This window comes from Caulobacter sp. FV1ye13L, assembly GCF_058681155.1.
Genome location: NZ_CM178732.1, coordinates 1151937 through 1164841 on the forward strand (window position 1 = coordinate 1151937; position 12905 = coordinate 1164841).

At 66.2% G+C, this 12905-nt stretch carries 13 protein-coding genes; 6 read left to right on the top strand and 7 right to left on the bottom strand.

The genetic code is table 11. The features are described 5' to 3' along the window. Positions 1–26: 26 nt before the first annotated feature. A complete protein-coding gene (dut, locus tag ACW176_RS05290) occupies positions 27–488 on the top strand; it encodes a dUTP diphosphatase (RefSeq protein WP_492111160.1) in 462 nt (153 codons plus the stop codon). A gap of 11 nt (positions 489–499) precedes the next feature. Here dut and ACW176_RS05295 read toward each other — a convergent pair whose 3' ends face one another. Next, positions 500–631 carry a hypothetical protein gene (locus ACW176_RS05295; RefSeq protein WP_419319290.1) on the bottom strand — a complete coding sequence of 44 codons (132 nt, stop codon included), beginning with the start codon at positions 629–631 and terminating at the stop codon, positions 500–502. 637 nt (positions 632–1268) lie between these two features. Here ACW176_RS05295 and ACW176_RS05300 point away from each other — a divergent pair. Genes ACW176_RS05300 through ACW176_RS05310 form a run of 3 tightly spaced genes read left to right on the top strand, consistent with a single transcriptional unit; the run spans position 1269 to position 4597 of the window. Beyond that, positions 1269–2372 (top strand): HlyD family secretion protein, encoded by a 1104-nt coding sequence (locus ACW176_RS05300; RefSeq protein ID WP_492111161.1) that lies wholly within the window; start codon positions 1269–1271, stop codon positions 2370–2372. 9 nt (positions 2373–2381) lie between these two features. Continuing rightward, entirely contained in the window at positions 2382–3989 is a 1608-nt protein-coding gene (locus tag ACW176_RS05305) for a DHA2 family efflux MFS transporter permease subunit (RefSeq protein WP_492111162.1), read from the top strand. Further along, complete coding sequence (locus ACW176_RS05310; RefSeq protein WP_492111163.1) at positions 3989–4597, top strand: TetR/AcrR family transcriptional regulator; 609 nt, start codon at positions 3989–3991, stop codon at positions 4595–4597. Before ACW176_RS05305 ends, ACW176_RS05310 begins: the two co-directional genes overlap by 1 nt. 30 nt (positions 4598–4627) lie before the next feature. Here ACW176_RS05310 and ACW176_RS05315 read toward each other — a convergent pair whose 3' ends face one another. The 4 genes from ACW176_RS05315 to ACW176_RS05330 form a co-directional block, all read right to left on the bottom strand. Then, positions 4628–5443: an enoyl-ACP reductase FabI gene (locus ACW176_RS05315; protein WP_492056071.1), complete on the bottom strand. Its 816-nt coding sequence runs from the start codon at positions 5441–5443 to the stop codon at positions 4628–4630. 120 nt (positions 5444–5563) lie between these two features. Next, complete coding sequence (gene fabB / locus ACW176_RS05320; RefSeq protein WP_492111164.1) at positions 5564–6781, bottom strand: beta-ketoacyl-ACP synthase I; 1218 nt, start codon at positions 6779–6781, stop codon at positions 5564–5566. 68 nt (positions 6782–6849) lie between these two features. Next, positions 6850–7365: a 3-hydroxyacyl-[acyl-carrier-protein] dehydratase FabA gene (gene fabA, locus ACW176_RS05325; RefSeq protein WP_419319296.1), complete on the bottom strand. Its 516-nt coding sequence runs from the start codon at positions 7363–7365 to the stop codon at positions 6850–6852. Positions 7366–7459: 94 nt separating this feature from the next. Next, the gene (locus tag ACW176_RS05330) at positions 7460–7984 is read right to left on the bottom strand and encodes an SH3 domain-containing protein (protein WP_492111165.1); all 525 of its coding nucleotides are present in this window, start codon (positions 7982–7984) and stop codon (positions 7460–7462) included. A gap of 73 nt (positions 7985–8057) precedes the next feature. On the opposite strand from ACW176_RS05330, the gene ACW176_RS05335 reads away from it, so the two are divergent. Beyond that, positions 8058–9044: a 2-hydroxyacid dehydrogenase gene (locus ACW176_RS05335; protein WP_419253521.1), complete on the top strand. Its 987-nt coding sequence runs from the start codon at positions 8058–8060 to the stop codon at positions 9042–9044. Between the two features lie 67 nt (positions 9045–9111). Next, complete coding sequence (locus ACW176_RS05340; RefSeq protein ID WP_492111166.1) at positions 9112–11130, top strand: alpha/beta hydrolase family protein; 2019 nt, start codon at positions 9112–9114, stop codon at positions 11128–11130. Here the strand turns inward: ACW176_RS05340 and ACW176_RS05345 are convergent. Both ACW176_RS05345 and ACW176_RS05350 read right to left on the bottom strand, forming a co-directional pair. After that, positions 11120–12100, bottom strand: coding sequence for an alpha/beta fold hydrolase (locus ACW176_RS05345; protein ID WP_492111167.1), 981 nt, complete (start codon positions 12098–12100; stop codon positions 11120–11122). The two genes, ACW176_RS05340 and ACW176_RS05345, sit on opposite strands and share 11 nt — an antisense overlap. Positions 12101–12162: 62 nt before the next feature. Next, positions 12163–12900: a HesA/MoeB/ThiF family protein gene (locus tag ACW176_RS05350; protein WP_492111168.1), complete on the bottom strand. Its 738-nt coding sequence runs from the start codon at positions 12898–12900 to the stop codon at positions 12163–12165. Positions 12901–12905: the final 5 nt, after the last annotated feature.

The window sequence follows — 12905 nt, forward strand, 5'->3', positions numbered from 1 at the left end:
GGGCTCGACCATCAGGAACCGCCCACATGACCGCTCAAACGATCCGCTTCAAGCGCTGGGACGGCAATCCTGACCTGCCCGTCCCGACCTATGCCACGGCCGGCGCGGCGGGCTTCGACCTGCGGGCCCATGTGCCGGAAGACGAGCCCATCGTGCTGAAGCCCGGCGCGCGCTGCATGGCGCCCACCGGCTTTTCGGTGGCGATCCCCGATGGTTATGAAATGCAGGTTCGCCCACGCTCGGGCCTGGCGTTCAAGAACGGCGTCACGGTGACCAATGCGCCGGGAACCATCGACAGCGACTATCGCGGCCAGGTCTGCGTGCTGCTGATCAATCTGGGCGAGGAAGACTTCACGATCCGCCGGGGCGATCGCATAGCTCAGGGGATCATCGCCGCCGCGCCGCAATGGACGCTGGTTGAGGTCGATGATCTGGACGCCACGGACCGGGGCGCCGGCGGGTTCGGCTCGACCGGGGTCTCGACCTGAGACCAGTGACCCTAGCCGTTGATGGCGCGCAGGCCGAGGATCATGTAGCCGCCGAAGCCGGCGGCGAACGCCGCAGCGGCGAGCCACAGGACGGGTCGAAACATGCCCAGGGGCGAGTGTTCCAGAGGCGGTTGAACGTTCATGGGCGCATCCTTTGGCGCGGGCGTAGCGAGCGCGGCGAACTTGGACCGCTTGGGAGATACGCGCTCCCCCAAGCTTGGTTGCAGTGGGGGACGGCTTTTAGTCTGTATTGATTCTAGTACAAGACGAAATTGCGACCGGATGTCACACGGCGCAGTTCACGCCGCCGTTACTGGTCGGCGCGCAACGCGATCAATAATCAAGATTGATCCAACGACGGATTTGTCTATTCGCTCGATCACTCAGCTATAGAGGATCGCGTCAAAACGTCGCAACAGGTTCACGTCCGCTCATATTCCGCTCTCGGAGATCGATTTCCGACCCGATTACACTGGATGACACCGATCAGGTACGCCGGTCTATCGCTGTGTTAACCTTGCAAAGGCAGAGAATTTCCTCAGGCCAGGCGCCGGGAACTCTGAAATCTTTAACTTCAAGGTTGCACACAAGCTTTGTTGGCGCTCGCCATTCTTGTCGCCCTCGTTCGACCTCTCGCTCAGCCTGACCGACCGCGAGCCGAGACTCTTTAGGACCTCGCAGGCGTTGATTTTTGGACGGATGCGTCCATTTATCACTTGCCGAGCGACCGGGACCCTTCTATCGGGCGGATCGGACTGTTGAGATCGTCAGGGTTGGGTCATGGCCGCGCCGCAAAACAAGAAGCTCGTTCCCATGGTCGTCGGCGGCGTCGCCGCCGCAGCGATCCTGGTCGGCGGGGTGTTCTGGTACATCGACAAGCAGCGCTTCGAGGCCACTGACAACGCCTTCGTCCAGGCCGACACCGTGCAGATCAGCCCGCAGGTCTCTGGCGCGATCACCGAGATCCTGGTCGCCGACAACCAGCGGGTCGAGGTGGGCCAGGTGGTGGCGCGCATCGATCCCGCCACCTTCCAGGCTCGGCTGGACCAGGCCATCGCCAACGCCCAGGCCCTCGACGCCGCCGTCCGCGCGGTGGATGACAAGGCCTCGCTGGAACAGGCCCTGATCGCCCAGAAGGCGGCCGGCGTCTCCAGCGCCCAGGCCGATTCCAGCCGCGCCAAGGCCGACCTCGACCGCTATGACAGCCTGGCCCACCAGGGCTGGGTCTCGCAGCAGAAGGTCCAGACTACCCGCGCCGGGGCCAGCCAGTCTGAAGCCGCCGTGGCCAGCGCCCAGGCCGCCCTTGAAGCCGAACGCCGCGCCGCCCAGTCACTGGGTTCGGCCAAGGCCCAGACCCTGGCCCAGGCCGCCGCCGCCCACGCGGCCGTCGAGCAGGCCAGGCTGGACCTGGACCGCACCGTGCTGCGCACGCCGGTCGCCGGCGTGGTCGGCGCCCGCTCGGTGCGTCCCGGTCAGCTGGTCCAGCCGGGCGTTGCGCTGATGTCGGTCGTGCCGCTGGGCCAGAGCTATATCGTCGCCAATTTCAAGGAGACCCAGGTCTCGCGCCTTCGCGTCGGCCAGGCCGTCGAGATCAAGGCCGACGCCTTCGGCAAGGAAACCATTCGCGGCAAGGTCGACAGCTTCGCCCCCGCCACCGGCCAGGAGTTCGCCCTGATCCCGGTCGAGAACGCGGTGGGCAATTTCACCAAGATTACCCAGCGCCTGCCGGTCAAGATCGTGGTCGACACCTCCAAGCTGGGCGCCGCCCTGCGGCCGGGCCTGTCGGTCGAGGTCAAGGTCGATGTGCGCGACCGCTCGGGCGCGTCGTTCGCCGAGGCCGGCCAGGCGCCGACCCAGGTCGCCCGCCAGGGCGCCGCGCGCTAGGCGCCGGCCATGACCGACGCCGCCATCGCCGCTCCGGCGGCTCCCGCCCCGGCCGTTCCCGCAAAGACTCTGACGCAGGCCGACTGGACCAAGCTGTTCCTCGGCTTCGGAGCCATGGTCATCGGCCAGTTCATGGCCATTCTCGACATCCAGATCGTCGCCGCCTCGCTGCCCCAGATCCAGGCCGGAGTCGGCGCCAGCGCCGATCAGGTCAGCTGGATCCAGACCGCCTATCTGATCCCCGAAGTCGTGATGATCCCGCTGTCGGGCTATCTGTCGCGCCTGTGGGGCACGCAGAAGGTCTATCTGGCCTCGTGCACGGGCTTCATCATCATGAGCGTGCTGACGGGCCTTAGCTCGTCGATCGACATGATGATCATCACCCGGGCCCTGCAGGGGTTTATCGGCGGGGCCATGATCCCGACGGTGTTCGCCGTCGCCTTTACGGCCTTCCCGCCCGAGCGCCGGATCACCGCCAGCGTCATCATGGGCCTGATCGTCACCCTGGCCCCGACGGTGGGTCCAACCCTGGGCGGACATCTGACCGAGTGGCTCAGCTGGCGCTGGCTGTTCTTCATCAATGTGCCCACCGGCCTGATCGTGCTGTTCGGCGTGGCCCGCTGGGGCCAATTCGACAAGGGCGACCCCAGTCTGTCCAAGGGCTTCGACTGGCTGGGCCTGGCCGTCATGGCCACCTTCCTGATGAGCCTGCAGTTCGTCCTCGAGGAAGGCGCCAAGAACAGCTGGTTCCAGGATGACATCATCCTGGGCCTGGCCGTGCTGGCCGCGGTCACCGGGGTGGTGTTTGTCTGGCGGTCGCTGACCTACAAGAACCCGATCGTCGAGCTGCGGGCCTTTTCGAACCGCAACTTCTCGATCGGCTTGCTGATGACGGCCGTTTCGGGCGCCAGCCTGTTTGGCGGCACCTTCCTGCTGCCGCAGTTCCTGGGCCGGGTGCGGCACTATTCGGCGTCTGAAGTCGGCACCACCATGGTGATTTCGGGCCTGTCGATGTTCATCACCGGGCCGATCGCCGGCCGGCTGGTGCGCAAGACCGACCCGCGCCTGCCGATGTTCATCGGCTTCCTTCTGGCCGGCTGGGGCATGTACATGGCCCACGGCGTGACCAAGGACTGGGGTTTCTGGGAATTCGCGGGGGTTCAGGCTTGCCGTGGGGTCGGCGTCATGATCGCGATGATCGCGACGCAGCAGATCACGATGAGCACCTTGCCGCCGCACATGATCAAGAACGCCTCGGGCCTTGTGAACCTCTCGCGCAACACCGGCGGCGCCATGGGTCTGGCCCTGCTGGCCACCAGCATTACCCAGCAGACGGCGCTCTACTACAACGACATGACCTCCAGGCTGCAGACCGGCAATGTGGAGGCCCAGGGCATGATGGCGGGCCTGGCGGCGCGCATGGCCCAGCTGGGAGTGTCCGATCCCGATGGCGCGGCGCGCAAGGCCTTTTCCGGCATGATGCAGCAGCAGGCCACCGTTCTGGCCTTCGGCGACAGCTTCACCCTGCTGGCCATCGGCTGCTTCATCGCCGCCGGTATTTCACTGCTGGCCAAGCCGTCCGCCGGCGCCGCCCCGCCCCCCTCGGACGCTCACTGATGCCCAGGGTTCCCGGACAGATCGACGTCGCCAAGACCGAGGCCATTCTCGACGCCGCCGTCGAGGTGATCGGCCAGCGCGGCCTGTCGGCCCCGATGGAAGAGATCGCCCGCCGCGCCGGGGTCTCCAAACAGACGGTCTATAACCACTATGGCTGCAAGGCCGAGCTGGTCCGGGCCCTGATCGAGCGGCGCGTCGACCGGCTCACCGCGCCGCTCCGAGATCCCGGCGCAGCCGAGAACCCAACCGAAACCCTTGAGGCCTTCGCCCGCACGATGCTGGAGACCGTTGTCGCGGCCAACGGCTATTCGATCATGAGGGTGATCATCCAGGGCGCGGGGGGAATGCCCGAAGTGGCCCATGAGGTTTTCGAGGCCGGCCCGCGACAGACACGCGGCCAGTTGGCCGATTTCCTCAGGACAGAAACCCGCCTCGGCCGTCTGGCGGTCGATGACTTTGACCAGGCGGCCGAGATTTTCTCCGGCATGGTGATGGGGCAGAGCCAGCTGCGGGCGCTTCTGTGCCTGCCACCCGAAAAAACCCAGGCTCAGTTCGAAGCCATGGCGGGCGAGATAGCCCGCCGCTTCATGCGCGCCTATGCCCCCTAGGGGGCGGCGTCCACTTCGTCGGAAAATACTCTAGGCTTCGACTTCGTCCGGCATGCCCATCATGTGGAAACCGGCGTCGACATGGACGACTTCGCCCGTGGTCGAACGGCCCAGATCCGAGACCAGCCACAGGGCGGCGCCGGCGACGCCTTCCATCGAGGTGTCTTCCTTCATGGCGCTGAACGCGCGGCCCTGGGCGATCATGCCCCGGCCGCCGGCGATGCCCGCCAGGGCCAGGGTGCGCATGGCGCCGGCCGAGATGGCGTTGCAGCGAATGCCCTTGGGACCCAGGTCGCGAGCGATATAGCGGGTCGCCGCTTCCAGGGCGGCCTTGGCCACGCCCATGGTGTTGTAGTTGGGGATGGTCCGCTCCGACCCCAGATAGGTCATGGTGATCAGCGAGCCGCCGTTGGGCATCAGTTTCGCGGCGCGCTTGGCGACATCGACGAAGCTAAAGGCCGAGATGTTTAGGGCCAGCAGGAAGCCCTCGCGGGTGGTGTTGTCGACGAACGAGCCCTTCAGCTCGTCCTTGTTGGCGAAGGCCACCGAGTGGACGACGAAGTCGATCGTGCCGAACTTCTCTTCGATGGCGGCGAAGGCCGCGTCCATCGAGGCGTCGTCGGTGACGTCGGCCGGCACCAGGGTGGTGACGCCGATGCTCTCGGCCAGCGGCCGCACGCGGCGCTCCAGCGCTTCACCCTGGTAGGTGAAGATCATCTCCGCGCCCTGGGCGGCCAGCTGCGAGGCGATGCCCCAGGCGATGGAGTTGTGATTGGCCACGCCCATGACGAGGCCCTTCTTGCCCCGCATCAGCTCGCCCTTGGGGAATGCGTAATCGTCGGCCATGGGTCGGGGCTCCGTGTTCTGGGATATGACGGGCAGGCCACGGGGGCCGCCGTCACACATCATCTTCGGGGGTTAGCTATCAGGGTCGGCGCGCCGCTGGAACCCTCCAGCGGCGCGGGATCAGTCGGCCTTGCTGATGATCAGCGTGCCGTTGGTGCCGCCAAAGCCGAAGCTGTTGGACATCACCGTGGTCAGTTCACGGTCGGAACGCTCCAGCAGGATGGGCAGGTCGGCGAACTCGGGATCCAGGTTCTCGATATTGGCGCTCTTGGCCGCGAAGTCGTTATTGAGCATCAGGATCGAATAGATCGCCTCCTGCGCGCCGGCGGCGCCCAGGCTGTGGCCGGTCAGCGACTTGGTCGAGGAGATCAGCGGGGCCTTGTCGCCAAAGACGTCGCGCACCGCGCCCATTTCCTTGCTGTCGCCGACCGGCGTCGAGGTGCCGTGCGGGTTCAGATAGTCGATGGTGCGGCCACCGGCCTCGGCCATGGCGATGCGCATGCAGCGGGCCGCGCCCTCGCCCGACGGCGCGACCATGTCGAAGCCGTCGGAATTGGCGGCATAGCCGACCACTTCGCCATAGATCTTGGCGCCGCGCGCCTTGGCGTGCTCGTACTCTTCGAGAACGACGATACCGGCCCCGCCGGCGATCACGAAGCCGTCGCGATCCCGATCATAGGCGCGGCTGGCCACGGTGGGGCGGTCGTTGAAGTTGCTGCTCATGGCGCCCATGGCGTCGAACAGGTTGGACAGGCTCCAGTCCAGCTCCTCGCAGCCGCCGGCGAAGACGATGTCCTGCTTGCCCATCTGGATCTGTTCGGCGGCCGCACCGATGCAGTGGGCGCTGGTCGCGCAGGCCGAGCTGATCGAATAGTTGATCCCGCGGATCTTGAACCAGGTCGACAGCACCGCCGAGGGACCCGAGCTCATGGCCTTGGGCACAGCGAAGGGACCGATGCGCTTGGGGCCCTTTTCCTTGGTCGTGGCGGCGGCCTCGATGATCACCCGGGTGGACGGACCGCCCGAGCCGACGATCAGGCCGGTGCGCTCATGGGAAATCTCGGACTCTTCGAGACCGGAGTCCGCGATCGCCTGTTCCATGGCGATGTGGGCATAGGCCGTGCCGGGCGCCAGAAAGCGCGCCGCGCGGCGGTCGACCAGGGCTTCCCACGAGTCGAGCTTGACCGTGGCGTGCACCTGGCAGCGGAAATTCAGTTCCGCATAGTCCGGCGCGGCGACCACGCCGGATTTGGCTTCACGCAGTGAGGCGAGCACCTCATTGGCGTTGTTGCCGATGGACGAGACAATCCCCAGTCCGGTGACGACGACGCGACGCATGAACTTTCCTCTTTCTCTCCCCAGATCCAAACGGGGTCAGCTCTGTGTTGGCCGACCCTACGCGTGGATCAGGACGCCATCTGCTCGGCGGTGAACAAACCGACCTTAAGGTCTTTGGTCTCGTAGATGGGCTTGCCGTCGGCTTCCAGAACGCCGTCGGCGATACCCATGACCAGCTTGCGCATGATCACCCGCTTCAGGTCGATCTTGTAGACGACCTTCTTGACGTCTTGGGTGACCTGACCGGTGAACTTGACTTCGCCCACGCCCAGGGCGCGGCCGCGACCGGGGCCGCCTGACCAGCCCAGGAAGAAGCCGACCAGCTGCCACATGGCGTCCAGGCCCAGGCAACCGGGCATGACGGGGTCGCCAATGAAGTGGCAGCCGAAGAACCAGAGGTCGGGATTGATATCGAACTCGGCCTCGACATAGCCCTTGCCGTACTTGCCGCCTTCTTTTTCGATCCGGATGATGCGGTCGAACATCAGCATCGGCGGGGCCGGCAGCTGGGCGTTGCCCGGACCGAATAGCTCGCCCCGACCGCAGGCCAGGAGTTCGTCGAAGGTGTAGGAGCTCTGTTGCATGGCCACGCCCTAGCACGACGGTGGGTCGCGCCTCAATGTTACTTTCAGTAACGCTTGTGAACGTTCGAGGCGCTTTCGTCACGCCGGTTTGCGATCAGCGCCTGCACTGCGGCTCCGGGGCCGCGCCCCAGATCTGGCTTTCGCGGGCCCAGCCGGCCGAGCCCTCGGCCTTGAGGCGGCACCAACCCTTCTCGCAGCGGTCCAGATTGGCGGTCGAGCGGCCGCGCAGCCAGGCGCTGATCTTGGCGCCGTCCCGGGGACTGGCCAGCAGGGCCAGGGGCGTGGACTGGATGCGCATGGCGGTGCGGCGGCCGTCGGTGGTGCGCTTGTGCACCCAGGCCAGGCCGCCTTCGGGATCGCAGACCCGCCGCCATTCGCGGGTTTCGGCCACCACCTGCACCGGCAGCCCCCTGGCGCGATACACCCAGAGCAGACGATGGGCCTCGTCGGGGCCATTGCGGGCGTTGACGGTCTGATATTTCAGCGAAACATAGCGCGGAACCTCCAGGCCCGAGGGCGTGACCCTTGGCGGACCGGCGGCGCCTGCATTTCCAGCGACCCCCGTCAGGGCCAGAACGGCCACAATGCCGAGCGAACGATGTTTGCGATTCGACGGCATGTTGCTTGGCCCCATCGGGCCCCTTTGCTACAGGTTTTTAAACGCCCGTCAGAGAGAGCTTTTCAAACCGCCCATGGCAGCCCGCAAGCTCAAAGTCATCGTCACCCGAAAACTCCCCGATCCGGTGGAGACGCGGATGTGCGAACTGTTCGACACGGAACTCAACGTCACCGACAAACCGTTGACGGCGGATGAACTGGTTGACGCCATGGGCCGGTGCGATGTGCTCGTGCCGACGATCACCGATCGCATCGACTCGCGTCTTCTGTCGCGATCCGGCGACCGGCTCAAGCTCATCGCCAATTTCGGGGCCGGGGTCGACAATATCGACGTCGCCACCGCCAATGCGCGCGGCATCATCGTCACCAACACGCCGGGCGTGCTGACCGAAGACACCGCCGACCTGACCATGACCCTGATCATGGCCGCCTCGCGCCGCGTCGTCGAAGGCGCCGAAGTGGTCAAGAGCGGCGGCTTCCATGGCTGGTCGCCGACCTGGATGCTGGGCCGCCGCCTGTGGGGCAAGCGCCTGGGCATCATCGGCATGGGCCGCATCGGCCAGGCCGTGGCCCGCCGCGCCAAGGCCTTCGGCATGCAGGTGCACTATCACAACCGCAAGCCGGTCAGCCCGCGCATCGCCGAGGAGCTGGGCTGCACCTACTGGGAAAGCCTGGACCAGATGCTGGCCCGGATGGACTTCATCTCGGTCAACTGCCCGCACACCCCGGCCACCTATCACCTGCTGTCGGCCCGCCGCCTGAAGCTGCTGCGGCCGCACGCCATCGTGGTCAACACCGCCCGCGGCGAGGTGATCGACGAAGGGGCCCTGGCCAACATGCTGGCGCGCGGCGACCTGGCCGGCGCGGGCCTGGACGTCTACGAGCACGAGCCGGCGATCAATCCCAAGCTGCTGAAGCTGCCCAATGTCGTGCTGCTGCCCCACATGGGCTCGGCCACGGTCGAGGGCCGCATCGACATGGGCGAAAAGGTCATCGTCAACGTGAAGACCTTCATGGACGGCCACCGCCCGCCGGACCGGGTTATTCCGTCGATGCTGTAGGCTCGTCGCTTGACCGGCGCGCATTGAGGCGATTTTATCGCCCTAGTTGTGTTTCGGGGGCGGGTTGATGATTTCGCGCAGACAGGCCATCGCGGGGGCGGTGGCCTCTCCCATCATGCTGACGGGCATCGCGGCGGCTCAGCCGGTTCCGCCGACCCCGATTCCACCGACGATCGAGGAATTCCTCAAGCCGGCGCTCGACCGCGACGCGGCGCTGTCGCCCGACGGCAAGCGCATCGCGATCCTGACGTCGAAGACGGTGGGGAAGAAAACCAGCGCTACGGTGACTCTTCTGACCGCCGACGCACCGGACGTCGGTCGCGTGACCATTCCCCTGGGCGAACTGGAGACCCTGAGCGTGGCCTGGGGCAATGACACCCGGCTGCTAATCCGCGTCCGAATGAACCTGCAGGTTGGCCTTGATCAGACCGGCAGCCGGCTCAAGCGGCCCGGCATCAAGGTCTCCGACATCTTCCTCCACCGCATCATCGCCATCGACGCCGACGGCAAGAACAATGTGGCGCTGTTCGACGACGGAACCGACAAGCTGCGGAACATCTCCGACCTGGCCAATGTGGTCGATACGCTGAAGGATGAACCCAGGCACATCCTGATGAAGGCGTGGAACCCCGAATTCAGCGCCTACTGGCTCTACAAGGTGGATATCTACACCGGCAAGCCAATGCCCATTGAGCGAGGAGAGCTCCAGACCTGGGGCTGGCTGACCCAGAACGGCGTTCCGATCCTGCGCTATGACGGCAATATGCGCGGCACCGTGATGTCGATTCATGCCCGCGCACCGGGCGCCAAGACGTGGACGTTCTTCAGAAAAGTACGCGTAGGCGAGCGCTCGCAGCCAGAGCTTGAGATCGTCGGTCCAACGAATGAGCCGGGCGTACTCCTCACCGCCGTTTGGCCTCCAGCGGCCGACACCCGCGCCCTGCAGAAGTTCGACACGCGTACGATGAGTCTGACCGATGTCGTTTCGGCGCCGGCCGGTCGCGACGTCTCTGGCGCACTCTTCAACGCCAACAGCGAACTGTTCGCCGCCGCCTATACGGATGACCGGCGAGCCTACCAGTTCACCGACGCAACGCTGGGCGCGCATTTTCGCGCTCTGAACAAGTATCTCGGAAACGAGTGCAACATCCGGTTCTTCGACATCAGCGCCGACGGAACCCGGATGCTGGCCAGCATTTCCGGCCCCCGCGATCCAGGCTCCTACTATTTCTACGACCGCACGGCCAAGCGCTTCGACGCCCTGGGCCAGAGGCAGCCGTGGCTGACCCAGGACCGTCTGGCCAAGATCGAAACACTGGCCGTCAAGACCCGCGATGGCGCGGCGATCACCGCCTATCTCACCGTGCCCCTGGCGCCCGGCCTCCGCCCCCTGGTGGTCATGCCCCACGGCGGCCCGGAGGTGCGCGACAGCGTCGACTACGACGCCTTCGCCCAGGTGCTCGCCGCCCAGGGCTGGCTGGTACTGCAACCCAATTTCCGGGGCTCAGGCGGTTACGGCAGGGCTTTCGCCAACGCTGGCCGCAAACGCTGGGGCGACCGCATGCAGGAAGACGTCGAGGACGCCGTCGCCCAGGTGGTCGCCACCGGCCGCGTCGAGACCGGCAAGATCGCCATATGCGGCTACAGCTACGGCGCCTATGCGGCCCTGATGGGCGCGGTGCGCAAACCCGACCTCTACAAGGCCGTGGTGGCAATCGCCGGCGACAGCGACCTGCACGAAACCATCGCGTTCGCAAAAGCGGAGGAAGGGGTCGATTCCCCAGCCTATCTCTATTGGCTGGAGACCATCGGCGACCCGGCGACCGACGGCGAGATGATGCGCGCCGCTTCGCCGGCCCTGCATGCCAGCAGGTTCAAGGCCCCCGTCCTGCTCATGCACGGGACGGAGGACCAGATCGTCTCGCCCAAGCAGTCACGCATCATGGCCCAGGCCCTGAAGGCGGCGGGCAAGAGCGTCGAGCACATCGAAATCAAGGGCCGTGGCCACAGCGACCTCGAAGAAGACGACTGGAAGCTCGTCTACACCAAGACGGTCGAGCACATCGCCAAGGCCTTCAAGGCTTAGGCGCGGCCGGGTCCGGATACACCTTCGCCTTCAGCCAGGCCTTGAGGTCGCCGGCCGAGCGGTCGGGGATCTGTTCCATCGGCACATGGCCGACATCGGGATAAAGGATCAGGGTAGAACCCGGTATGGCTGCGGCAAACTTGGCGCCGTCCGAGGCGGGGATCACGGTGTCCTTCTCGCCGAACATGATCAGGGTGGGCGCCTTGATCCTCGACAGGAGTTGGGGCGAGGCCGGACGGCGCGGGCCGCTCTGCAGGCCCAGCAGGATGTCGCGGTGGCCAGGGGCGCGGGCCAGTTCCACATAGCGGTCGACCAGCTCGGGCGTCACCAGGCTCTGATCGATATAGGCCGACTTCAGGCCCTGGCGCACCAGGGCCTGGGTGTCGACATTCTTCAGCAGGGCCCGTCCCCACGGATGTCGCAGGATGTTGAAGATCAGCACCCCGCCGCCGCCTTCGCGCGGCCAGCCCGCCGCATCGACCAGCACCAGACCCTCGACCCGCTCGGGATGATCGATGGCGTATTGCCAGGCCACGCCCCCGCCCATCGAATTGCCCGCCAGGGTGAAGCGCTCGACACCCAGTTTGCGGGTCACCTGATCGACCGCCGCCCCAAAGCCCTGACGTCCGACGGCATAGCCCTGGCCCGCCTGGGTCAGACCGTGGCCCGGCAGGTCCAGTGTGATGACGCGATAGTCGCCCGACAGCGACCGCACCCAGGGCTCCCAGGCGTGCAACGACGCCGCATAGCCATGGACCAGCACCAGGGTCGGACCCTCGCGAAGGCCTTCGTCGCGATAATGCACGCGCAAGCCGCCGCCCAGGTCCATGTAGCGCGAGGCCGGGCTGTCGTACTTGGCTTCCAGGCTGGCATAGGGAATGTCGCCGCGCTGCAGGGCCAGCCATCCCACGGCGCCCAGCGCCAGGATCAGGCCTGCGGCGATCAACAGACCGCGAAACAGCGTCTTCATCTGGCCCTACCCCTGACGTCTTGTTTTTATGGGGGAGAGAGAAGGCCCGTGAAGCTTCGCCGTCAAGCGCCGCAAGCGAGACAGGCCGGATCGGCCCCGATCCGCACCGTGCGGGTCTCCGCCGCCAGGGCGTCATAGATCAGCAGGCGGCCGCTCAGAGCCTGCCCCGCGCCGGTGACCAGCTTGACCGCCTCCAGCGCCATCATCGATCCGATCACGCCGGCCAGGGCGCCGACCACGCCGACCAGGGCGCAGGTCTCGGCGTCCGGCGGAACCTCGGGCACCAGGCAGCGGTAGCAGGGCTGACCGTGGAACACGCCCACCTGGCCGGTCCAGCGGCCCAGAGCCCCGCTGACCAGGGGCTTGCCGTGGGCCACACAGGCGTCGCTGACGGCGAAGCGGGTGGCGAAGTCGTCGGTGCCGTCGAGGATCAGGTCATACCGGGAAACAAGGTCCCCGGCATTGGCGGCGTCCAGCCATACCGCATGGGTTTCGACCGCCACATGCGGATTGATCGCCGTCAGACGCTCGGCGGCGACCTCGACCTTGGGTCGGCCCACATCGGCGGTCTGATACAGCACCTGGCGCTGCAGGTTGGACAGCGAAACCGTGTCGGGATCGGCCAGACCCAGGGTTCCGACCCCGGCGGCGGCCAGATAGAGCGCGGCCGGCGCGCCCAGGCCACCCATGCCGACCAGCAGCACCCGGGCCGCCTTCAGCTTCTGCTGGCCCGGTCCGCCGACCTCGCGCAGCACCAGATGGCGGGCATAGCGTTCGACCTCGCCGTCCGAAAAGCTCATCGCGC